A 22,035-nucleotide genomic window follows, 5' to 3' on the forward strand; every position below is an offset into this window, starting at 1 on the left:
CAACGAACCAAGGGGAGGGGGAAGAGAGCGGAAAAGAAAAAGCCGCCCCCCCCCCGGGGGGGGGGGCCCCCCGCTTCGACTACTGGCGCCGGGCTCAGCCGATCAGCGAGCGCAGCACGTACTGCAGGATGCCACCGTTGCGGTAGTAGTCCGCCTCACCGGGGGTGTCGATGCGGACCACCGCGTCGAACTCCTTGTCACCGGCCTTGACCTTGACGGTCTTCGGGGTGCGACCCTCGTTCAGCTCGGTCACGCCGGTGATGGTGAAGGTCTCCTCGCCGGTCAGGCCCAGCGAGTCGGCACTCTGGCCGGCCGGGAACTGCAGCGGCAGGACGCCCATGCCGATCAGGTTCGAGCGGTGGATGCGCTCGTAGGACTCGGCGATGACGGCCTTCACACCCAGCAGCGCGGTGCCCTTGGCGGCCCAGTCGCGGGACGAGCCGGAGCCGTACTCCTTGCCGGCCAGCACCACCAGCGGGACGCCCGCGGCCTGGTAGTTCTGCGCGGCGTCGTAGATGAACGACACCGGGCCGTCGGCCTGGGTGAAGTCGCGGGTGTAGCCGCCCTCGGTGCCCGGCGCGATCTGGTTGCGCAGGCGGATGTTGGCGAAGGTGCCGCGGATCATCACCTCGTGGTTGCCACGGCGCGAGCCGTACGAGTTGAAGTCGCGCTTCTCGACACCGTGCTCGGTCAGGTACTGCGCGGCGGGCGTACCGGCCTTGATGTTGCCGGCCGGGGAGATGTGGTCGGTGGTGACCGAGTCGCCCAGCTTGGCCAGCACGCGGGCGCCGGCGATGTCCGCCACCGGGCTCGGGGTCTTGGCCATGCCCTCGAAGTACGGGGGCTTGCGGACGTAGGTGGACTCGGCGTCCCACTCGAAGGTGTTGCCGGTCGGGACCGGGAGCGACTGCCAGCGGTGGTCACCGGCGAAGACGTCCGCGTAGTCCTTGGTGAACATGTCCTGGTCGATGGAGGCGGCGACCACGTGGGCCACCTCCTGCTCCGACGGCCAGATGTCGGAGAGGAAGACGTCGTTGCCGTCGGCGTCCTGACCCAGGGCGTCCCTGGTGATGTCGACGTTCATGTTGCCGGCCAGGGCGTAGGCGACCACCAGCGGCGGGGACGCCAGGTAGTTCATCTTGACGTCCGGGTTGATCCGGCCCTCGAAGTTGCGGTTGCCGGAGAGCACCGACACCACGGCGAGGTCGGCGTCGTTGACGGCCTTCGAGACCTCCTCGGGCAGCGGGCCCGAGTTGCCGATGCAGGTGACGCAGCCGTAGCCGACCAGGTTGAAGCCCAGCTTCTCCATGTACGGGAGCAGGCCGGCCTTCTCGTAGTAGTCCATGACGACCTTGGACCCGGGGGCCAGGGTGGTCTTGACCCAGGGCTTGACGTGCAGGCCCTTCTCCACGGCCTTCTTCGCCAGCAGGGCGGCGCCCAGCATGACGGAGGGATTGGAGGTGTTGGTGCAGGAGGTGATCGAGGCGATCACGACCGCGCCGTTGTCGATCTGGTAGCTCGTGCCGTCCGGAGCGGTCACCGGGGTCGGCTTGGAGGCCTCGGCGGAGTAGGTCGGCAGCGCCTCGACGAACTTCTCGGCGGCCTCGGCCAGCACCACGCGGTCCTGCGGGCGCTTCGGGCCGGCGATCGACGGGACGACGGTGGCGAGGTCCAGCTCCAGGTACTCGGAGTAGACCGGCTCGACCGACGGGTCGTGCCAGAGGCCCTGCTCCTTGGCGTACGCCTCGACCAGGGCGAGCTGCTGCTCGTCGCGGCCGGTGAGCTTCAGGTAGTTGATGGTCTCGGCGTCGATCGGGAAGATCGCGCAGGTCGAGCCGAACTCCGGCGACATGTTGCCGATGGTGGCGCGGTTGGCCAGCGGGATGGCGGTGACGCCGGCGCCGTAGAACTCGACGAACTTGCCGACCACACCGTGCTTGCGCAGCATCTCGGTGATGGTGAGCACCAGGTCGGTGGCGGTGGCGCCGGCCGGGAGCTCGCCGTTGAGCTTGAAGCCGACCACGCGCGGGATCAGCATGGAGACCGGCTGGCCGAGCATGGCAGCCTCGGCCTCGATGCCGCCGACGCCCCAGCCCAGCACACCGAGGCCGTTGACCATGGTGGTGTGCGAGTCGGTGCCGACACAGGTGTCGGGGTAGGCCTGGCCACCCCGGACCATGATGGTGCGGGCCAGGTGCTCGATGTTCACCTGGTGCACGATGCCGGTGCCCGGCGGAACGACCTTGAACTCGTCGAACGCGGTCTGGCCCCAGCGCAGGAACTGGTAGCGCTCCTTGTTGCGGCCGTACTCGATCTCGACGTTCTGGGTGAAGGCGTCCTTGGTGCCGAACTTGTCGGCGATGACGGAGTGGTCGATGACCAGCTCGGCCGGGGCCAGCGGGTTGATCTTGGCCGGGTCGCCGCCCAGCTCCTTGACCGCCTCACGCATGGTGGCGAGGTCGACGACACACGGCACGCCGGTGAAGTCCTGCATGATCACGCGGGCCGGCGTGAACTGGATCTCCTGGCTCGGCTCGGCGTTCTGGTCCCAGTTGCCCAGCGCGCGGATGTGGTCGGCGGTGATGTTCGCGCCGTCCTCGGTACGGAGCAGGTTCTCCAGCAGCACCTTGAGGCTGTAAGGCAGCCGCTCGGAACCCTCGACGGCGGAGAGCTTGAAGATCTCGTACGACTCGTCGCCCACCTGCAGCGAGCTGCGGGCGTCGAAGCTGTTCGCGGACACGACTGACTCCTTCTAGGTGCTTCGTGCGGCACGTCTCTGACGTGAGGTCATGGGTGGACCACACATCGAGGCAGGCCCAGCCGGCCATCCAGATGGTAAGGTGAGCCTTAGTTAGGGTGACCTAAGTTAGGCTTGCCCCGCCAGCGCCGCCGGTGGGCGCCTCTCGGCAAGTATCTTGATGTCGAGATACATCCTAGCGAGGAGTTATCTCGATGTCGAGATAAACCATAGTGCATGGGCGGACTCAGAGTGACCTCAGGCACCCCCTGGCGAGTCCGGCCGTGCTCCCCTCCAGCGCCATTCCCGCCCGCCTTCGCCTTCCCGTCGACAGCACCGACCGGGTCGTCAGCGGGGCCGTGGCTCGGGCGCCCAACGGGACACACGGGCAGGACGGCCCCGGAGGGGGACGAGTGATCGGCACACTTCGGCGCCGCCCGACCGCGGCCGACTGCGAGGAGTTCGTGCTCGGCCGGGGCGCCACCTCTTCCGCACGGCCTCTTCCGCGCGGCGGGCCCGGTGTCGCGGGCGGCCGGGTCGACGCGGCGGGGTGCGCGGCCGGCGTCGGCGGGGCACCGGTTACCGTGGCGCGGGGCAACGGGCGGTTCGGGCCCCACCGGGTGAGCCGAGTCCGAGGAGACCAGTCCGATGATCGTCGTCGATGCCTCCGCACTGGTGCTGGCGCTGGCCGACAGAGGCGAGCGGGGTGACGCGGCGCGCGCCGCGCTGGCCGCCGACCCGGACTGGGCGGCGCCCGAGCACCTGCTGATCGAGGTGATGCAGTCGCTGCGCGGGCGCTACCTGGCGAGGGAGAACACCGCGGAGCAGGTGGCGGCGGTGGCCGCCGAACTGCCGGGCATCGTGTTCCACAAAGTGGCGCTGGCCTCGTTGCTCGGCCGGATCTGGGAGCTGAAGGACAATCTGACCCCCGACGACGCCGCCTATGTCGCGGTCGCCGAGCAGCTGGGCGCCCCGCTGGTCACCGCCGACCTGCGGCTGATGCGGGCCAGCGGGCCGCGCTGCGAGATCCGGGGCCTGCGGCGCCCGGCCGGCTGAGCGCCGGTCGGTTCGGAGGGCCGCGTGCCGGTCGTCAGGAGCCGAGGGTGGCGACCAGGACGGCCTTGATGGTGTGCAGGCGGTTCTCCGCCTGGTCGAAGACGATCGAGTGCGGCGACTCGAAGAGTTCGTCGGTGCACTCCAGCTCGCTCATCCCGGTCGCCTCGTACATCTGGCGGCAGAGTGCGGTGCCCAGGTCGTGGAAGGCCGGCAGGCAGTGCAGGAACCTGACGTCGGGGTTGCCGGTCGCCCGGACGGTGTCCATCGAGACCTGGTAGGGCCGCAGCAGGGCGATCCGCTCGGCCCAGACCTCCTTGGGCTCACCCATCGAGACCCAGACATCGGTGTAGAGGAAGTCGGCGCCGGCCACGCCGGCGGCGACGTCGTCGGTGAGGGTGATCCGGGCGCCGCTCGCGGCGGCGAGTTCCTCGGCGCTCTTGCGGATCTCCTCGGCCGGCCAGAGCTGCTCGGGGGCCACGATCCGGATGTCGAGACCGAGCAGCGCACCGGTCACCAGCAGCGAGTTGCCCATGTTGTTGCGCGCGTCGCCCAGGTAGGCGAGGGAGATCTCGGTCAGCGGCTTGCTGCTGTGCTCCTGGATGGTCAGCACGTCGGCCAGCATCTGGGTCGGGTGCCACTCGTCGGTGAGGCCGTTCCAGACCGGCACCCCGGCGTGCCGGGCCAGCTCCTCGACGACCTCCTGGCCGTGGCCGCGGTACTCGATCCCGTCGAACATCCGGCCGAGGACCCGGGCCGAGTCCTTAATCGACTCCTTGTGGCCGATCTGCGAGCCGGCCGGGTCCAGGTAGGTGGTCGCAGCGCCCTGGTCGTGGGCGGCCACCTCGAAGGCGCAGCGGGTGCGAGTCGAGGTCTTCTCGAAGATCAGCGCGATGTTCCTGCCGCGCAGCCGGGGCTGCTCGGTGCCAGCCCGCTTGGCGGCCTTGAGCTCCGCGGCGAGCTCCAGCAGGAAGTGGAACTCCGCGGCCGTGAAGTCCAGTTCCTTGAGGAAGTGCCTGTTCCGGAGGTTCGTGGCCATACCAAGCTCCTGGGGTGACGGTCTGCCGACCGCGACCGGCCGGGGCCGGGGGTCGGGCGGGGGACGCTGGACACGGCGCCGCTGGGTACGCCAGTGCCGGGAAGTGTATACGATACTTGGAATTTCTATGCAGAGCCCAAACTCGGGGGCGGGCCGTCCGCCTCCGGACTCCAGAATGCGGCCGGGCCGCCCCGACCGCCCGGCCACTCGACAGTCGGGTCAGGCGGTCGAGGCGGTCCGGGGCGCCGCGGTACGCGCGTGGGCGATCAGAGCCTCGGGTCCACCGGCTCCGACTCCAGGGCCAGCACGGCGAAGACCGGCTCGTGCACCCGCCAGAGCGGCTCGCCGGCCGCCAACCGGTCCAGCGCCTCCAGACCCAGGGCGTACTCGCGCAGTGCGAGCGAGCGCTTGTGGCCGAGCGAGCGCTGCCGCAACCGGTCCAGGTGCTCGGTGTAGTCGGGACCGTAGATGATCCGCAGGTACTCGCGACCGCGCACCTTGAGGCCCGGCTGGACCAGGCCATCTGGCCGCCCCTCCCCCGCCGCGCCACGGACGAAGGACGCCAGCGGTTTGACCACCACGCCCTCACCGCCGGCCCCGGTCAGCTCCTCCCACCAGGCGGTTCCGGCCGCGATCGAGACCTCGTCCGCGGTGTCCACGACCAGCCGCCCGGTGCCGCGGAGCAGTGGCTCCGGGCCCGCGGCCGCGTCGGCGGCGACCAGGCGGTCGATCCGGGCCAGGTGCTCGTCGTGCGGGCGCACCGCGAGGTTGGCGCCCTCCGCGGCGAGCAGTTGGAACGGCGCCAGCCGGATCCCGGACAGCCCCTCGGTCGGCCAGCAGTAGCGGCGGTAGGCCACGGTGAAGGCCGCCGCGTCCGCCGCCCGCTGACGCTGGCGCTCGGTCAGCTCGGCGAGCCCCTCGACCCCCCGGCCGGCCGCGCGGTCGAGTGCGGAGAGCACCTCGGGCAGCGCGGAGCCGGCGGCCGCGCCGACCGCCGCGTACTGCCGGCGCAGCAGCTCGGCCGCCTTGAGCGACCAGGGCAGCAGCTCGGCGTCGAGCAGCAGCCAGCCGGTGGCCAGCTCGTCGAAGAGGCCCGCGATCTCGGCGGCCGCCCGCACCCGGTCGAGGATCGCCTCGGTCAGCCGCTGGTCGCCGAGGAACGCCCGGCCCGTCCTGGTCCAGATCGCTCCGGGCGCCGCGACGCCGAAGCGCTGCTCCAGGGCGGCCGGCTCGCGGGCCACCAGCACCATCGCCCGGGAGCCCATGTGCTTCTCCTCGCAGACCACCTGGCCCACGCCGTCCGCGCGGTAGGCGAAGAACGCCTCCTCGGGGTGTTCCAGGTAGCCGTCCCGGCGGGAGGCCGCGCTCGGTGCCATGGTCGGCGGGAGGTACGGCAGCAGGCGCGGGTCGAGCGCGAAGCGGCTCATCACCTCCAGCGCGGCCGCCGCGTTCTCCTCGCGGACGGCGATCCGGCCGTGCCGGGCGGTCTCGACGGTCCGCCGACCGGTCACGTCGGCGACGTCCAGCGGCCGGCCCTCCCGGCCGCCCGGGGCGTCACTGGCCAGCGACCGGACCGGGGCGTACCACTCGCGCTCGGCCGGCACCGAGACCAGCTCGCGCTCGGGGTAGCGCAGCGCGGTCAGGCTGCCGCCGAAGACGCAACCGGTGTCCACGCAGATGGTGTTGTTGAGGAAGCTCGCGGCCGGGACCGGGGTGTGCCCGTAGACCACCAGGGCCCGGCCGCGGTACTCCTCGGCCCACGGGTAGCGGACCGGCAGGCCGTACTCGTCGGTCTCGCCGGTGGTGTCCCCGTAGAGCGCGTGCGAGCGGACCCGGCCGGAGTTGCGGCCGTGGTACTTCTCCGGCAGCCCGGCGTGGCAGACCACCAGGTTGCCGCCGTCCAGCCGGTAGTGGCTGACCAGATCGCGCAGGAAGGCCCGGACGGCGGCGCGGAACTCCTCCGGCTCGGCTGCCAGCTGGTCCAGCGACTCCTTGAGCCCGTGCGAGACGGTGACCTGCCGACCGGACAGCACCCGACCGAGCTTGTTCTCGTGGTTGCCCGGGACGCAGATCGCGTGCCCGGCCGCCACCATGCCCATCACCAGGCGCAGCACGCCCGGGGTGTCCGGCCCGCGGTCGACCAGGTCACCGACGAACACGGCGGTCCGGCTGCCCGACGGCCGCTCCCGCCCGGGGGCGGGCGAGGAGGGCGGCAGGGCGTCGACCGGCCGGCCCTGCTCGTCCCGCCGCAGGGAGTAGCCGAGCTTCCCGAGCAGCGTCTCCAACTCGGCCCGGCAGCCGTGGATGTCGCCGATGATGTCGAACGGGCCGGTGAGGTGGCGCAGATCGTTCCAGCGCTTCTCCAGCACGATCTCGGCGCTCTCCACCTCCGCCGCGCCGCGCAGGTGGTGCACCTTGCGGAAGCCCTCGCGCTCCAGGCTGCCCAGCGAGCGGCACAGCTCGCGGTGCTGACGTGGGATCACGTGGGCGCCCATGTTCCGGTCCGGGCGGGAGCGGTTGCGCTCGGCACAGACGCCCGGCGGCACGTCCAGCACGATCGCGATCGGCAGCACGTCGTGCTCACGGGCGATCCGGACCAGCTGCTTGCGGGTCTCCGGCTGGACGTTGGTGGCGTCCACCACGGTCAGCCGGCCGGCGGCCAGCCGCTTGCCGACGATGAAGTGCAGCAGCTCGAAGGCGTCGGCAGAGGCGGACTGGTCGTTCTCGTCGTCGGCGACCAGGCCCCGGCAGTAGTCGGAGGAGATCACCTGGGTCGGCGCGAAGTGCCGCCGGGCGAAGGTGGACTTGCCCGCGCCGCTGGTGCCGATCAGCACCACCAGCGAGAGGTCGGTGACGGGCAGCCGGCGGACCTTCGCCCCGGCCTCGGCGACGGGGATCTCGGGAGCGGGCAGGGTGGCCTGGGTCTCGTCGGTCATCGGGTCAGCTCCCTTCGGGAGTGTCGGTGCTGCTCGGGGTGTCGGTGGTGGTCGAGGTGGCGCTCGCGGTGGTGCCGGTGCCGCGGTGGAACAGGGCCAGCTGGGTCGGCGGGCCCACCTCCGGGTCCTCCGGCCCGACTGGGCGGAAGACCACGGTGTACCCGTAGCTCTCGGCCACTCGCTCCGCCCAGTCGCGGAACTCGGCACGGGTCCACTCGAAGCGGTGGTCGGCGTGCCGGGCGTGGCCGGCCGGGAGGCTCTCCCAGCGGACGTTGTACTCGACGTTCGGGGTGGTGACGACCACGGTGGCCGGTCGGGCCGCGCCGAACACCGCGTGTTCGAGTGCGGGAAGCCGGGGCAGGTCCAGATGCTCGATAACCTCGGAGAGGACCGCGGCGTCGTAGCCCTTGAGCCGGGCGTCGGTGTAGGTGAGCGCGCCCTGGACCAGCCGCACCCGGGCGGCCTGGCGCTCCGACAGCCGGTCCAGCTTGAGCTTGCGGGCCGCCGCCACCAGCGCGGTCGCCGAGACGTCCACCCCCAGCACGCTGGTGACCGTCGGCTCCTTGAGCAGGTCACCCACCAACTCGCCCTGCCCACAGCCGAGATCGAGCACCCTGGCGGCACCGGACTCGCGCAGTGCCGCCAGGATCGCCTCCCGGCGCTGTCGAGCGAGCGGCACCGGCCGGGGGTCGTCCGCCGAGCGGGTGCCGGAGCCGGTGTCCGCGTCGACGTCCGGGGCGCTGCCCGAAGTGGACCCAGCGACGGACTCCGGACCGTCCGAGCGGTCGAGGTCCACCGCGTTGTCGAGCTCCTCGGCCTCGCGGTCGTCGGTCTCGGCGAGCCGGGCCAGCTCCAGCCGACGGATCGCCTCGTTCGCCAGTGACCAGCGGCGGACCAGGTAACGGCGGCTGATCAGGGCACGGTCCGGGTGGTCCGCGAGCCAGCCCTCGCCTGCGCCGAGCAGCTTGTCCACCTCGTCCGGGGCGACCCAGTAGTGCTTGGCACCGTCGAGCACCGGCAACAGCACATAGAGCTGCTGCAGCGCGTCGGCCAACCGCAGCGTGCCGGTCAGCTCCAAGCGCAGGTAACGCGACTCGCCCCACTCCGGGAACGCCTCGTCCAGCGGGACCGGCGTGGCCGCGACCCTCCAACCGAGCGGCTCGAAGAGCCGGTTGACCAGCGGCCGCTCGTCCGGCGAGCGTCGCTCGGCGCCGCCACCCACCTGCACCGCCGGCAGCACCACGGCCAGCGGCCGCTCCTGATCGGCGAGCCCGGGCCGCTGCTCGCAGACGCCCTTCATGGCCGTCCGGAAGACCGTCCGCAGCGCCACCGCGAGCAGCGAGGAGGCCGCGTAGGGGCGGTCGTTGACGTACTGCGAGAGCGCGCCGGCTCCGGAGGCCGTCGACGGGCCGTGACCCTTGCCGCGGGCGCGGCGGACCAGGGCGATGGGGTCGACTTCGAGCACCAGGGCCACCGTGCACAGCTCCGCACCGGCCTCCGGGTAGAAGACGTACGCCTCCCCGTGCGAGGTGGTGAAGCGCTGGGCCTTCTCCGGGTGCTTGTGCAGCAGGAAGCCCAGGTCGGTGGCCGGGCGGTCGGCTGTTCCGGTGGTGGATATCGAGATGAACACCCGGCTCAGTATTGCCCCGGAGCGGGCGGCAGGACATCTGGTTTTGGCCGGGCGGGACCGTCCGTTCCCTGGGCTCGTTCGGCAGGGGTGGCCGAAATTCGTTACCGTGCACGGTGTGACTGCTGAATCCACCTCTCCCACCCGGGGTGCCGTCGCCGCAGGTCTGGCGACCATCGCCGCCGACGGCACCGTTCTCGACACCTGGTACCCCGCCCCCGCCCTGGCCGCCGAGCCCGGCCCGTCCGGCACCGTCCGGCTCACGGCCGAGCAGGCCGAGGCGGAGCTCGGCGACGGCGTCGCCACCGCGCTGCGCCACGACGCCCGCCGAGGGGTGGAGGTCGTCGCCGTGCGCACCACCATCGCCTCGCTGGACGAGAAGCCGCTCGACGCGCACGACGTCTACCTGCGCCTGCACCTGCTGAGCCACCGGCTGGTCCGGCCGCACGGCCAGAACCTGGACGGCGTGTTCGGCCTGCTCGCCAACGTCGCCTGGACCAACATCGGCCCGGTGCCGGTGGAGCTGGTCGAGCAGGCCCGGCTCGCCGTCCGCGCCGAGGGCGGCCAGCTGGCCGTCTACGGGATCGACAAGTTCCCGCGGATGACCGACTACGTCGCGCCCTCCGGGGTCCGGATCGCGCACGCCGACCGGGTCCGGCTCGGTGCGCACCTGGCCGTCGGCACCACCGTGATGCACGAGGGCTTCGTCAACTTCAACGCCGGTACCCTCGGCACCTCGATGGTCGAGGGTCGGATCAGCGCGGGCGTGGTGGTCGGTGACCACAGCGACATCGGCGGCGGCGCCTCGATCATGGGCACCCTCTCCGGCGGCGGCAAGCAGGTCGTCTCGGTGGGCGAGCGCTGCCTGCTGGGCGCCAACGCGGGCATCGGCATCGCGCTGGGCAACGACTGCGTGGTCGAGGCCGGCCTGTACGTCACCGCGGGCACCCGGGTGACCCTGCCGGACGGCCAGATCGCCAAGGCGGTCGAGCTCTCCGGGCAGGACAACCTGCTGTTCCGCCGCAACTCGCAGTCCGGCGCGGTCGAGGTGATCGCCCGTTCCGGCTCCTGGGGCGGGCTGAACGCCGACCTGCACGCGCACAACTGACCCCCCGCCGGCCTGGCGCGGCCGGTTCACCCGGGCCCTCGCCCGCGCACCGAGCGCGAGCGGGGGTCCGGCGCCGTTCGCACGGGCGTCGCTCGCGCGGCGGGACGCCCGCATACCGGAGGGCGCGGGCCCGCGGCAAGCCCGGCTCACCCTCGGGGCTGACCCCCGGCCCGGGTTGACCCGCAACGGGTGGCGCCCGGTGACCCGTGGCGGTCGCGGGTCGTTGCAGTAGTGGGGCCGCGCGCCCTCGCGGCGTCTCCCGCACGGGCGGCGCCGGTGTCCGCCGCATCGCATCGCACGACCGAGCTGGAGGGTTCCCCTCATGTCCGAGCCCAGGTACGAGGACCCCGTCGCGTCACCGGAGGAACTCCCCGCCGCGCCGGCGACCCCCGCCGCACCGCCCAAGACCCTGCTGGACCAGTTGCAGGAGCTGCTCGCCACCGTCAACGCCGACCTGGCGGACCTGGAGTCGGCCGGCGCCAGGTCGGCCGAGCCCACCAGCTCGGCCGGCTCCGCGACCGGCCCCGGCGGCTGGTAGCGCCGGCGCCGGTGCGACGGCCGGGCGGGAGGCGGACCGTCGGCCGGGCCGCCCGTGTCCGGCGGATCGGCCGGACCGAGCGGCCGGGCCCCGAGCGATCGAGCTCCCGGTGGCTCGGCCGTCGGCGGTTCGAGCGGCAGCAGCAGCCGCGCCGGCCCCTGCCGGGGCACGTCGCCGGGGCCCGGGTCCGGGTGGTGGCCGGCCACGCCGCCGGGCTCCGGATCGAGTCGGCGCAGCACCCGGAGCAGCTCGATCACCAGCTCCCGACATTCGACGTAGGCGTCCACCCCGTCGATGCACTGCCAGTAGACGCCCTCCGTGTCGGCCCCGCAGGCTGTCACGATCAGCGCCTCGCCCACCTCGTTCAGCAGGTGCCGGAACTGGAGCAGCACGAGCGCGGGCTCACCCAGCTCGGTCAGCCGGGCGGCCCACCCGGGGGTGGCCCACTCCCCGCGCTCCGGTCGGTCCGGCGGCAGCTCCAGGCAGCCGGCGGCATGTCGCCCCGCCCCGCCGAGCAGCTGTGCGAGCGTCACCACCTCCGACACCGGGTGGTCGACCAGCCGGGCGGCCAGCGCCTCCGTGAACACCGCCGTCTGCCAGGCCTCCTGCAGCACGTCGGGCGCGCTCCTGGCCTCGGCGAGCGCGTACCGGGCGGTCTTGATCAAGCGCAGCGCATCCATGTCGGTGGTTCCTCCCACATCGAACGAAAGCTCCGAACGAGCGGTCCGAACGAACGGACCGACAGGCCGTGAGCGAACGGCCCGTCAGGAGTAGAGGGTGACCGCGGATCGAAAGCCGCGCGGCAGGGAATCCCGGAGCTGTGGACAACCCCGGGGTTGTGGACAGTCTCAGCAGTCGGCGGACGGCTCCGGCACCGGGAAGCGCAGCTCGTTGCGGTCGATCTTGTCCGCCAGCGCGGCCAGTGGGTCGACCCCGAGCACGGTGCAGAACTGCACCAGATAGGCCAGCACGTCGGCGACCTCGTCACGGACCCGGTGCGCGCTCTCCGGGTCGTCCATCACCGCCGCCGCCTGCTCCGGGGTGAGCCACTGGAAGATCTCCAGCAGCTCCCCCGCCTCCACGCTGAGCGCCGCGGCCAGGTTCTTCGGAGTGTGGAACGGCTGCCAGCGCCGGGCCGCGGCGAACCGCGCGAGTCGGTCGGCCAGCGCGCCCAGGCCAGCGGCCACGGGCAGGTCATCAGGTCGGTCGGTCACCGCTCCAGGTCTACCGCATCCATGCCGGCGGCGTCCGCCCCGGGCCCAGACCGCGCAACCGGCGGCGCCCCGGCATCCCCGGACGAGGCGCCCGGGGCCGAGGCGGCGGCCGTCTCGTGCCCCGGCGGCTGGGCCGGCACCCGCGGCGGTGCCGGATCCGGCCGCAACACGCTGTACCCGCTCAACGGATCCCGCCCGCACTCGACCAACTCCACCCCGCCGGCCAGCCGCGCGGCCGCCGGATCCTGCAACGCCGCCAGCAGCCGCACGTGGTCCTTGCCGCACATCTCCCGCGCCAGCCGGAGCAGCGAGGCCGTCTGGTCCGCCGAGAGGCCGGCCCCGAGATCCTCCGCGATCACGGTCAACTGCCGCTGTGCCCACGGGACTTCGACTGCCGGCTCGACGTCCAGCACACCGGCCCCGGTGAGCAGCACGGCAGCGAAGGCGAGCAGCCGCAGCATCCCGTCCGAGGCCTGGTCGGCGCCGGTCCGGCCGAGCACCCCCTCGTCGAAGACCGCCAGCAGCCGCTCCTGGGCCAGGCTGCCGCGCCGGGCCACGTCCAGGCCGAGCAGCGGGTGCGGGGCCGCCGCCTGCACCGCGCGCAGCAACCGGCCGTAGCGTCGCGCGCACTCGCCCTGCAGTCGGGCCAGCACCGCCGAGAGGTTGGCCGCGCTGGGCAACAGCCGGGCGTCCGCCTCGGGCCGCACCCAGCCGCGCATCAGCGCCGGCACGGGATGCACCGGAAAGACCTCGCGCAGCGCGGTGAGCAGCTGCTCGGTGGCCGCCAGCACCTTGCACTCGCCGGGCGAGGACCCGGCCACCCGCAGCGGAATCTGGGTGGTGATCAGACTGCCGCTCGGGAAGGGTGCGCGGATGTCGCCCTGCCGGGTGTCGTTGTGCCAGCTGACGTTGATCCGGCCGGCGCTGACGTCCTGTTCACCGGTCTCCACCAGGGTCTTGCCGTCGCAGGCCAGCCACTCCCGGGCGACCCGGACCCGCCCGTCGGTGCGGACCACCAGCTCCAGCCGGATCAGGCCGGCGTCGGAGCGGACCGAGCAGCCCAGGATGATCGCGTTGCGGCCGTGCGGGACGCAGCCGAGCAGCCCGCCGCGCACCGGCGCGGCCAGCGGGCCGCCCACTCCGCCGACACCGTCCAGCGAGGGCCCGATCTCCTCACCGAGCGCCAGCCGGGAGAGCACCGCGAGGGCGTCCAGCGCGTTCGACTTGCCGGCGCCGGAGGGGCCGTGCAGCACGGTGAGCGGGCTGATCGGCAGGACGGCCCGGCGGTAGGACTTGAAGGAGGTGAGCCGGAGTTCCTCCACGGTGGGCCGCAGGGCCGGCCGCCGGCCGGGCGCGGTGGCGGAGGGCATGGAGGCGGTCGGCGGGACGACATCGCTGGTCACCGAGCCGACCCTAGTGACGGCCCGGTCCGGCGGGACCAGCAGAAACGTCCCTGCCCGGGGCGATTCATCCCAACGAGGGGGCCGGCCCGACCCGGACGTCGGCCTCTTCGACTTTCAGCGCAGGCGACCCAGCCGAACCAGGCGAGCCAACCGAACCAGAGGCAACCCTGCGGCACCAGAGGCGACCCGGGGAAGAACGTCTCACTCGTACAAGGACAGCAGCACTGACCCGGTCACCTCGACCGGCTCGGGCAGCTCCGCGAGCGCGGCCGCGACCCGGGCCTGGTCGGTGTGCCAGGCGTTCGGCCCCATCCCCACCACCGCGGCGGCGTCCGGGTGCGGGAGCCGCAGCGGGAACTCCACCTCGGTCCGCCCGACCAGCCGCAGCCAGGGCCCGAGCTTCTCGTCGATCCGCCGCTCCTTCTCCTCGTCCACCGAGAGCAGCCCGAGCGCGCCGACCAGCTCGCCCAGGTGCCGGGGGCTCGGCGAGACCAGCAGCAGCCGCCCGCCCGGTCGCAGCACCCGCCGGATCTCGCCACCGTCCCGCGGCGCGAAGACGTTGAGCACCAGCTCGGCGCTCCCGTCGGCGAGCGGCAGCGGGCGCCAGGCGTCGCAGACCACCGCACCGATCCGTGGGTGCGCCCGAGCGGCCCGGCGCAGCGCGAACTTGGAGATGTCCAGCGCCGCGCCCACCTGCTCGCCGCCGAGCCCGTCGAGGACCCGGGCGAGGTAGTAGCCGGTGCCGGCACCCAGGTCCGCGACCAGGCCGCCGGGAGTCGGCGCGGCCTCGGCGGCGGCCCGCGCCAGGGCGTCCGCGATCGGGCGGTAGTGGCCGGCGGCGAGGAAGTCGGCCCGGGCGGCGACCATCTCCGTGGTGTCCCCGGTCCCGGTGTGCGCTCCCCCGCCGAGCAGGCTCACGTAGCCCTGCTTGGCCACGTCGAAGCTGTGCCCGGCCGGGCAGCGCAGGCCGCGCCCCGCGGCGTCGAGGGCCAGGCCCAGACCGCAGTGCGGGCAGGTCAGATACCGCTGGATGTCCTGGAGCACCGCCCCACCCTAAGCGACCCGCCCGCTCGGCTCAGTCGGTGTCGGAGTCGGAGTCGGGATCGCCGTCGTCGCCGGCCACCCCCTCCCCCTCGGCCTCGTCCACCACCCAGCCGTTCAGCCGCTCGGCCACCCCGTCCACCCCGAGCCTGCCCTCCCGGATGGCCCGGGCCAGGCTGCGCACCTCGCGCGCGGTGGTGGCGACGTGGCACCCGCAGGCCACCAGGTAGGCGTAGGCGACGGCGGTGGCGAACAGCTCGTTGGTGCGCTCCAGCGCCGGCACCCGGATCAGCTGGTGCATCAGCGCCGCCGCGCGGTCCTGGGGTTCGGGGTAGACCGCGATGTCGAAGATCTCCGCCTGGTGCCGGGCCACCGCCGCGAGCAGCGACCCGTAGTCGGTCACCTGCGGATCGCCGGGGGTGTACTGCTCGGCGGTCATGAGCAGCCAGGAGAGGTCGACCTCGACCCTCAACGACGGTCACCGGGCCGGCCGCCGGCCGCGCCCTGCTCGCCGAACTCCGCGAGGAACTCGCTCTCGTACTCCTTCATGAACTGGGCCGCCGCGTCGACGAAGCGCAACCCGGTCTCGCCCATGTCCTGCTGGACGAGCCGCTCGATGTACTGGTTCATGCTGATCCCCTGCTGCTCCGCCCGTTCCCGGGCCATCTCAGCGGTGCTTGCGTCCACCCGCACGTTGAGCTGCTTCTTACCCATGCGGTCGAAGCTAGCGCCGAAGTGCTAGCACGACAAGGGCGCACACAGGGGCACGCAGGGGGCGCAGGACCGGCACATGCGACGGGGGCGCAGCACCGCGCGGTGCTGCGCCCCCGTCGGACCGGGCGGTCGGGGTTCAGTCCTGGACCGGCTCCAGAATCGCCACGCACTCGAAGTGGTGCGTCATCGGGAACAGGTCGAAGGCCCGCAGCGAGACCGGCCGGTAGCCGCCCTCGTGGAAGAAGCCCAGGTCGCGGGCGAGCGCGGCCGGGTCGCAGGCCACGTACGCGATCCGGCGGGCCCGCAGCCCGGTCAGCTGCCGGACCGTCTCGCGACCTGCCCCCGCGCGCGGCGGGTCGAGCACGATCAGGTCGGTGGAGGTGATCCCGGTGCGCGGCAGCAGGGTCTCCACCTTGTCGCACTCGATCCGGACGTTCTCCAGCTCGGCCAGGTTGTGCCGGGCGTCGGTCACCGCCTGCTTGCTCGACTCGATGCCCAGCACCGCGCCGTCCTCGCCGACCCGGTCGGCCAGCGCGCCGGCGAACAGGCCCACCCCGCAGTACAGGTCGAGCGCGTTCTCGCCCCACTGCGGGTCGAGTCCGGACAGCACCGCGTCCACCAGGGTGCCCGGCGCCTCGGGGTGGATCTGCCAGAAGCCGCCCTCGCTGACCCGCCAGGTGCGGCCGGCCGCCCGCTCGCGGACGAAGGTCCGCCCGTGCACCCGGTGGAACAGCCCCTGCTCGTCGATCCGGGAGATCGAGACCGGCTTCTCCAGCTCGACCAGCGGCAGCTGCTCGCCGGGCAGCGGACGCAGGATCACCTGGCGGTCCGAGGAACCGGTGGCGGCGATCGCCTCCACCGAGGCCAGGCCGGTCCAGTCGCGCGCCTCGATGCCCAACTCGGTCACCCCGGGGGCGGCGATCAGGCAGCGGTCGATCAGCTCGACCTCGTGCGAGCGGTGTCGGCGCAGGCCGACCTCGCCGGTCTCCGGGTCCACCGCGTACTGCACCCGGGTCCGCCAGGCCGGCACCTCACTGGCCGGCAGCTTGCCGCCGACCGGCTCGACGCTGCCGTCCCAGCCGGCCTGCTCCGGGGTCAGCCCGGCCAGCTTGGCCAGCTGCTCGGTGAGCACCTGTGCCTTGAGCTTGCGCTGCCCGCCGGGGGTGACGTGCTGCCAGTCGCAGCCGCCGCAGCGGCCCGGGCCGGCGAACGGGCAGGGCGGCGCGATCCGGTCCTTGGCCGGCTCCAGCACCTCCACGGCGTCGGCCCGCAGGAAGCGCGACTTGGTGGTGCCCTCGGTGACCTGGGCGATCACCCGCTCGCCGGGCAGCGCGTGCCGCACGAAGAGCACCCGGCCCTCGTGCCGCGCCACGCAGTGGCCGCCGCCGTGCGCCACCGGGCCGACCTCGACCTCGTAGCGCTCGCCGACCAGCGGGTCGCCGCCGGGGCCCTTGGGCACGGCCGGCACCGCCGGGCGCGCCGCCCGGGCGGGCTTGCCGCCGCGCCCGGCCCGCGCGGCCTTGGCCTTCGCCGGCTTCGCACCGCCCGCGGCCTGCCCTGCCTTCGCCGGGACGGCCGGACGGACCGGCTCCCCCGCCGAAGGCCGCTCGCCCGGCACCACGGGAGCGGTGTCGGCCGTGTAGCCCTCACGGTCGGTGGCGGCCGGCCGGGCCGGGCGGGCCGACCAGCGCGGCCGGGCGACCTGCCCGACCTTGCCGGCCGCGCCCTTGCGCGGCTGTCCGGACTTGCCCGAGGAACGGGGCGGGGTGTTGCGGCTCACGTAACGGTGTCCTTGCTGGGCTCAGCGGCGGTCTCGACGGAACCCGACGGTACCGTGCCCGGCCGCGGTTCGCCGCGCCGCACGGCACCGGGGGCCGACCAGGCCCCCGGCGAACGGCGCCGCGCCGAGGACTCCAGCTGCCAGGGCACCGAGGTCACCATCACCCCCGGCCTGAACAGCAGCCGCCCCTTGAGCCGCAGCGCGCTCTGGTTGTGCAACAGGTGCTCGTACCAGTGGCCCACCACGTACTCCGGGATGTACACGCTGACCACCTCGCGCGGGCTGGACCGGCGCAGGTTCCTGACGTGGTCCAGCACCGGCCCGGTGATCTCCCGGTACGGCGACTCCAGCACCCGCAGCGGCACGTCGATCCCGCGCGCCGCCCACTCCTCGCGCAGCGCCCGGGTGTCCGCCGGGTCCACGTCGACGGTCACCGCCTCCAGCTCGTGCGCCTGGAGCAGCCGCGCGTAGGCCAGCGCCCGCAGGGCCGGCTTGTGCAGCTTGGAGACCAGCACGATGGCGTGGATCCGGCTCGGCGGCGCGCTGTCCTCCGGCTCCTCGGCCGCGGCCAGCTCGGCGGAGACCCGGTCGTAGTGCCGCCGGACCGCCTTCATCAGCACGAACAGCACGCACATGGTGGCGATCGCGATCCAGGCGTGGCCGATCTTGGTGACCAGCACGACGATCAGCACCGCCGCGGTCATCACCAGCCCGAAGGTGTTGATCGCCCGGGAGAGCTGCATCCGGCGCCGCGCCCGGGGATCGGTCTCGGTGCGCAGCAGCCGGGTCCAGTGCCGGATCATGCCGGACTGGCTCATGTTGAACGAGACGAAGACGCCCACGATGTACAGCTGGATCAGCCGGTTCGGGTCGGCGCCGAACGCCACGACGAAGACCACGGCCACCGTGGCGAGCAGGATGATCCCGTTGGAGAAGGCCAGCCGGTCGCCGCGGGTGTGCAGCTGGCGCGGCAGGTAGCGGTCCTGGGCGAGGATCGAGCCGAGCACCGGGAACCCGTTGAAGGCGGTGTTGGCGGCGAGCACCAGTATCAAACCGGTGACCCCGGCGATGAAGTAGAAACCGGGCGTGAAGTCCGCGAAGACCGCCTCGCTGATCTGGGCCAGCGCGGTCTTCTGGTGGTAGCCGGCGGGGGCGCCGAGCAGTTGCCGGGCCGGGTCCTCGGCCATCTGGGTGTGGGTCAGGTGGGCCAGGTAGATGATCCCCATGAACATGGTGACCGCGATGGTCGCCATCATCAGCAGGGTGCTCGCGGCGTTCCGGCTCTTGGGATGGCGGAAGGCCGGCACGCCGTTGCTGATCGCCTCGACGCCGGTGAGCGCCGCGCAGCCCGAGGAGAACGCCCTGAGCAGCAGGAAGACCAGCGCGAACCCGGTGACCGTCTCGTTGCCCGGGGTCGGCCGGAGGTGGAACCCGGCGCTCTCGGCCGGCATCGGGGCGCCGAGCACCAGATGCCGGAACAGCCCGTAGAGCACCATGCCGATGATCCCGACCATGAAGGCGTAGGTGGGAACCGCGAACGCGGTGCCGGACTCCCGCACCCCGCGCAGGTTCATCCCCATCAGCAGCACCACCAACGTGATGCTGAGTGCCATCTCGTGCCCGCGCAGCGCCGGCACCGCCGAGACCACGTTCGCCACGCCCGAGGTGGTGGAGACCGCCACGGTGAGCACGTAGTCGACCATCAGCGCGCTGGCCACCACCAGACCCGCGTTGGGCCCGTGGTTGACCGTCGCGACCTCGTAGTCGCCGCCCCCGCTTGGGTAGGCGTGCACGTTCTGCCGGTAGGAGGCGACCACCGCCAGCATCACGACCGCGACCACCACCCCGATCTGCCAGGAGAAGTGGATCGCCGACACCCCGGCCAGCGAGAGGGTGAGCAGGATCTCCTCCGGGGCGTAGGCCACCGAGGAGAGCGCGTCGGAGGCGAACACGGGGAGCGCGACGCGCTTGGGCAGCAGCGTCTCGCCGAGCCTGTCGCTGCGCAGCGCGCGGCCGATCAGGATGCGCTTCGGTACGTCGGTCAGATTGGGCACGTCAAGGAATCGTAAGGGCTATTGACATCCGGCTCATGATGGATTCCGCTCTCCCATCGAGACTGCGCGAGACTGCGTTCGACGGACCCGCTAGCGTGTCGGTTGAACAAGTTGCGGGCAACACTCCGGTTGCCGAACCGTCACCCGTCCGGGGCGGCGGTGCGAACCCTCCCCCCGGGCCGGGGGCACGGAAAGGTGATCAACGGTGTTTGCGCAGGTCAAGTCCCCAACGGATCGGGTGAGGTAGCGGCACCGTGCACATCGTCATCATGGGCTGCGGGCGGGTCGGTTCCGCCCTGGCCAGAGCACTGGAGAAGCAGGGCCACTCGGTGGCCGTGGTCGACCAGGACCCCACGGCGTTCCGCCGGCTCGGGGCCGGCTTCGGCGGCCGGCGGATCACCGGCGTCGGCTTCGACCAGGACACTCTGCGCGAGGCCGGCATCGAGGAGGCGGGCGCCTTCGCCGCGGTGAGCAGCGGTGACAACTCGAACATCATCGCGGCCCGGGTGGCCCGCGAGAACTTCGGCGTCGAGCACGTCGCGGCCCGGATCTACGACCCCCGCCGGGCCGAGGTCTACCAGCGCCTGGGCATCCCGACGGTGGCAACGGTCCGCTGGACGGCCGACCAGATGCTGCGCCGGCTGCTGCCGAGCGGCGCCGAGCCGCTCTGGCAGGACCCGAGCGGGACGGTGCAGCTCGCCGAGGTGCCGTTCGCGGCCGGCTGGGTCGGGCACCGGGTTTCCACCCTGGAGGAGGCGTCGGGTACGCGGGTGGCGTTCGTCACCCGACTGGGTGAGGGCGTGCTGCCGACTCCCCAGATGGTGCTGCAGGAAGGCGATCTGGTGCAGGTGATGCTGCGCCGCGCGGATCTGGCGGCGGTCGAGGCCGTGTTCGCCAAGGGCCCGGAGGAGGGTCACTGATGCGGGTGGCAATTGCGGGAGCGGGCGCGGTCGGCCGGTCGATCGCGGGTGAGCTGCTGGAGAACGGCCACGAGGTGCTGCTCGTGGACAAGAACCCGGGCTCCATCTCGGTGGAGCGGGTCCCGATGGCGGAGTGGCTGCTGGCCGACGCCTGCGAGATCACCTCGCTGGACGAGGCGGCACTGCAGCGCTGCCACGTGGTGATCGCGGCGACCGGCGACGACAAGGTCAACCTGGTGGTCTCGCTGCTGGCGAAGACCGAGTACGGGGTGCCCCGGGTGGTCGCCCGGGTCAACAACCCGAAGAACGAGTGGCTCTTCAACGAGTCCTGGGGCGTCGACGTCGCCGTCTCCACGCCGCGGCTGATGTCCGCGCTGGTCGAGGAGGCGGTCAGCGTCGGCGACCTGGTCCGGCTGATGCGCTTCAGCCAGGGCAACGCCAACCTGGTCGAGCTGACCCTGGCCGGCGACGCCGGGCTGGTCGGCACCCGGGTCGGCGACGTCAACTGGCCGGCCGACACCTCGCTGGTGACGATCATCCGCGAGGGCCGGGTGCTGGTGCCGACCAAGGACGACACTCTGGAGGGCGGCGACGAGCTGCTCTTCGTGGCCGTGCAGGAGCGCGAGGAGGAGCTGGAGAACCTGCTCTCGGCGGGTGCCAGCGCCAACTAGCACGAAGAACCGGGCCCGTACCCCGAGGGGTACGGGCCCGGTTCCTATGCGGGCTCCTCCTCCGCCTTGATCGGCGGCGGCGCGGTGATCAGGATCCGCCAGGTCACGTACATCGCCAACAGCATCGGCGGGATGCCGAGCGCCACCTTCAACCAGCCCAGCAGGGTGACGTTGCCCGTGAAGTAGAGCGGGAAGAGGATCAGCGGCTTGATGCCCATGATCACCACCCAGGCCCAGGTGGCCTTGGTGTACGCGGCCAGCCGGCCCGGGTTCTGGGTCCGCCAGGTGAACATCTCCCCGGTCACCGGGCCCAGCGTCACCCCGATCACCGGCCAGCGGACCAGCGCGGAGACGGCCAGCACGATGCAGTAGCCCACGTTGTAGAGCAGGCCCGGCAGGTAGAAGTTCTCCGCCTTGCCGGTCTTCATCGAGATGTACGCGCCGATCGCGACCCCGAAGACGCCGCCGAAGGCGTGTTGGATGGTCTCCCGACGCAGCAGCCGCAGCACCACGAAGATCGCGCTCAGCCCGAGTGCGGCCCAGGCCGCGTCCGCGACCCGGTGGGTGATGTTGAAGGTCAGGATGAAGACCAGACCCGGCAGGGTCATGTCGATCATCCCGCGGACTCCGCCGAAGGCCTTGATCACCGAATCGGCGGCCTCCCGGGAGGCCGCCGCCTCCCGGGCCGCCACCTCCTCCGGGGTCTCGGCGACCAGCTCCTGGACAGGCGTTGGCGAGGCGGCGCGGTCGCCGCCGGGCGGATTGGTCACTGTCAGTCGCTCCCCTGTCCCACCGGACGCAGCTCGTAGCGAGGGTTGAACAGCACGCGGCGCCCGCGTGCGTGGCTGATCCGGCCGCTGGCGACGAGCCGGCGGCCCGGCTCTATACCCGCGATCGAGCGGCGGCCGAGCCAGACCACGTCCAGCGCCTCGGTGCCGTCGAAGAGTTCGGCCTCCAGTGCGGGCACCCCGGCTCGCGGCCGGAGCGTCACGGTCCGCAGGGTGCCCGCGACGGTGACCTCCTGGCGGTCCCCGCAGGAGGCTATCGGCGTGCAGCCGGCGCCCTCCGAGTCATGGCGCAGCTCTTCCGCCTGGAGCTCCTCCGAGCTGGAGGTGAGCCGGCTGAACATCCGCCGCAGTCGGCCCTGTGGCTGGTCGCTGCTGTTACCACTCATGCCGGAAGGGTACCGGTTGGGACCCC

At 72.6% G+C, this 22,035-nt stretch carries 18 protein-coding genes and 1 pseudogene; 5 read left to right on the top strand and 14 right to left on the bottom strand.

Features of this window, described 5'->3' with window-relative positions:
- Positions 1-94 precede the first annotated feature (94 nt).
- Complete coding sequence (acnA, locus tag ACZ38L_RS28055; protein WP_465698383.1) at positions 95-2,740, bottom strand: aconitate hydratase AcnA; 2,646 nt, start codon at positions 2,738-2,740, stop codon at positions 95-97.
- A gap of 645 nt (positions 2,741-3,385) precedes the next feature.
- On the opposite strand from acnA, the gene ACZ38L_RS28060 reads away from it, so the two are divergent.
- Positions 3,386-3,793 (top strand): type II toxin-antitoxin system VapC family toxin, encoded by a 408-nt coding sequence (locus ACZ38L_RS28060; protein WP_465698385.1) that lies wholly within the window; start codon positions 3,386-3,388, stop codon positions 3,791-3,793.
- 34 nt (positions 3,794-3,827) lie between these two features.
- On the opposite strand, the gene argF is transcribed toward ACZ38L_RS28060, so the two are convergent.
- The 3 genes from argF to ACZ38L_RS28075 all read right to left on the bottom strand — a co-directional run bounded on the left by argF (position 3,828) and on the right by ACZ38L_RS28075 (position 9,395).
- Positions 3,828-4,829, bottom strand: coding sequence for an ornithine carbamoyltransferase (gene argF, locus ACZ38L_RS28065; RefSeq protein ID WP_465698387.1), 1,002 nt, complete (start codon positions 4,827-4,829; stop codon positions 3,828-3,830).
- 266 nt (positions 4,830-5,095) lie between these two features.
- Positions 5,096-7,765 (bottom strand): polynucleotide kinase-phosphatase, encoded by a 2,670-nt coding sequence (locus ACZ38L_RS28070; RefSeq protein WP_465698389.1) that lies wholly within the window; start codon positions 7,763-7,765, stop codon positions 5,096-5,098.
- 4 nt (positions 7,766-7,769) lie between these two features.
- Positions 7,770-9,395 (bottom strand): 3' terminal RNA ribose 2'-O-methyltransferase Hen1, encoded by a 1,626-nt coding sequence (locus tag ACZ38L_RS28075; RefSeq protein WP_465698391.1) that lies wholly within the window; start codon positions 9,393-9,395, stop codon positions 7,770-7,772.
- Between the two features lie 115 nt (positions 9,396-9,510).
- Between ACZ38L_RS28075 and dapD the strand changes: the two genes are divergently transcribed.
- Both dapD and ACZ38L_RS28085 read left to right on the top strand, forming a co-directional pair.
- Positions 9,511-10,500 carry a 2,3,4,5-tetrahydropyridine-2,6-dicarboxylate N-succinyltransferase gene (gene dapD / locus ACZ38L_RS28080; RefSeq protein ID WP_465698393.1) on the top strand — a complete coding sequence of 330 codons (990 nt, stop codon included), beginning with the start codon at positions 9,511-9,513 and terminating at the stop codon, positions 10,498-10,500.
- Positions 10,501-10,822: 322 nt separating this feature from the next.
- A complete protein-coding gene (locus ACZ38L_RS28085) occupies positions 10,823-11,038 on the top strand; it encodes a hypothetical protein (protein WP_465698395.1) in 216 nt (71 codons plus the stop codon).
- Positions 11,039-11,289: 251 nt separating this feature from the next.
- On the opposite strand, the pseudogene ACZ38L_RS28090 reads toward ACZ38L_RS28085, so the two are convergent.
- The 8 genes and pseudogenes from ACZ38L_RS28090 to ACZ38L_RS28125 all read right to left on the bottom strand — a co-directional run.
- Positions 11,290-11,718 (bottom strand): annotated as a pseudogene (locus tag ACZ38L_RS28090) (DUF6099 family protein); the annotation flags it as partial.
- Positions 11,719-11,886: 168 nt separating this feature from the next.
- Positions 11,887-12,252, bottom strand: coding sequence for a nucleotide pyrophosphohydrolase (locus ACZ38L_RS28095; RefSeq protein ID WP_465698397.1), 366 nt, complete (start codon positions 12,250-12,252; stop codon positions 11,887-11,889).
- Entirely contained in the window at positions 12,249-13,655 is a 1,407-nt protein-coding gene (locus ACZ38L_RS28100; protein WP_465698399.1) for an AAA family ATPase, read from the bottom strand. The genes ACZ38L_RS28095 and ACZ38L_RS28100 overlap by 4 nt, the downstream gene beginning before the upstream one ends.
- Before the next feature lie 201 nt (positions 13,656-13,856).
- Entirely contained in the window at positions 13,857-14,699 is an 843-nt protein-coding gene (locus ACZ38L_RS28105) for a putative RNA methyltransferase (protein WP_465698401.1), read from the bottom strand.
- A 31-nt stretch (positions 14,700-14,730) separates the two neighbouring features.
- Positions 14,731-15,168, bottom strand: a complete 438-nt coding sequence (locus ACZ38L_RS28110) for a fic family toxin-antitoxin system, toxin component (protein WP_465698403.1) — start codon at positions 15,166-15,168, stop codon at positions 14,731-14,733.
- Positions 15,165-15,410 carry a toxin-antitoxin system HicB family antitoxin gene (locus ACZ38L_RS28115; protein WP_396564306.1) on the bottom strand — a complete coding sequence of 82 codons (246 nt, stop codon included), beginning with the start codon at positions 15,408-15,410 and terminating at the stop codon, positions 15,165-15,167. Before ACZ38L_RS28115 ends, ACZ38L_RS28110 begins: the two co-directional genes overlap by 4 nt.
- A 136-nt stretch (positions 15,411-15,546) precedes the next feature.
- Positions 15,547-16,869, bottom strand: a complete 1,323-nt coding sequence (locus ACZ38L_RS28120) for a class I SAM-dependent RNA methyltransferase (RefSeq protein ID WP_465698419.1) — start codon at positions 16,867-16,869, stop codon at positions 15,547-15,549.
- A 317-nt stretch (positions 16,870-17,186) separates the two neighbouring features.
- On the bottom strand, positions 17,187-19,244 hold the full coding sequence (locus ACZ38L_RS28125; protein WP_465698405.1) for an APC family permease: 2,058 nt from the start codon (positions 19,242-19,244) through the stop codon (positions 17,187-17,189).
- Positions 19,245-19,498: 254 nt separating this feature from the next.
- On the opposite strand from ACZ38L_RS28125, the gene ACZ38L_RS28130 reads away from it, so the two are divergent.
- Both ACZ38L_RS28130 and ACZ38L_RS28135 read left to right on the top strand, forming a co-directional pair.
- Positions 19,499-20,164, top strand: coding sequence for a potassium channel family protein (locus ACZ38L_RS28130; RefSeq protein WP_396564309.1), 666 nt, complete (start codon positions 19,499-19,501; stop codon positions 20,162-20,164).
- Positions 20,164-20,835 (top strand): potassium channel family protein, encoded by a 672-nt coding sequence (locus ACZ38L_RS28135; RefSeq protein ID WP_465698407.1) that lies wholly within the window; start codon positions 20,164-20,166, stop codon positions 20,833-20,835. Before ACZ38L_RS28130 ends, ACZ38L_RS28135 begins: the two co-directional genes overlap by 1 nt.
- Before the next feature lie 44 nt (positions 20,836-20,879).
- Here the strand turns inward: ACZ38L_RS28135 and ACZ38L_RS28140 are convergent, their stop codons facing one another.
- Together ACZ38L_RS28140 and ACZ38L_RS28145 are read right to left on the bottom strand one after the other, a co-directional pair.
- Positions 20,880-21,605, bottom strand: coding sequence for a DUF3159 domain-containing protein (locus ACZ38L_RS28140; protein ID WP_465698409.1), 726 nt, complete (start codon positions 21,603-21,605; stop codon positions 20,880-20,882).
- Positions 21,606-21,607: 2 nt separating this feature from the next.
- Positions 21,608-22,009, bottom strand: a complete 402-nt coding sequence (locus ACZ38L_RS28145; RefSeq protein ID WP_396564315.1) for an OB-fold nucleic acid binding domain-containing protein — start codon at positions 22,007-22,009, stop codon at positions 21,608-21,610.
- Positions 22,010-22,035: the final 26 nt, after the last annotated feature.

The organism is Kitasatospora sp. NPDC024654, from assembly GCF_055559155.1.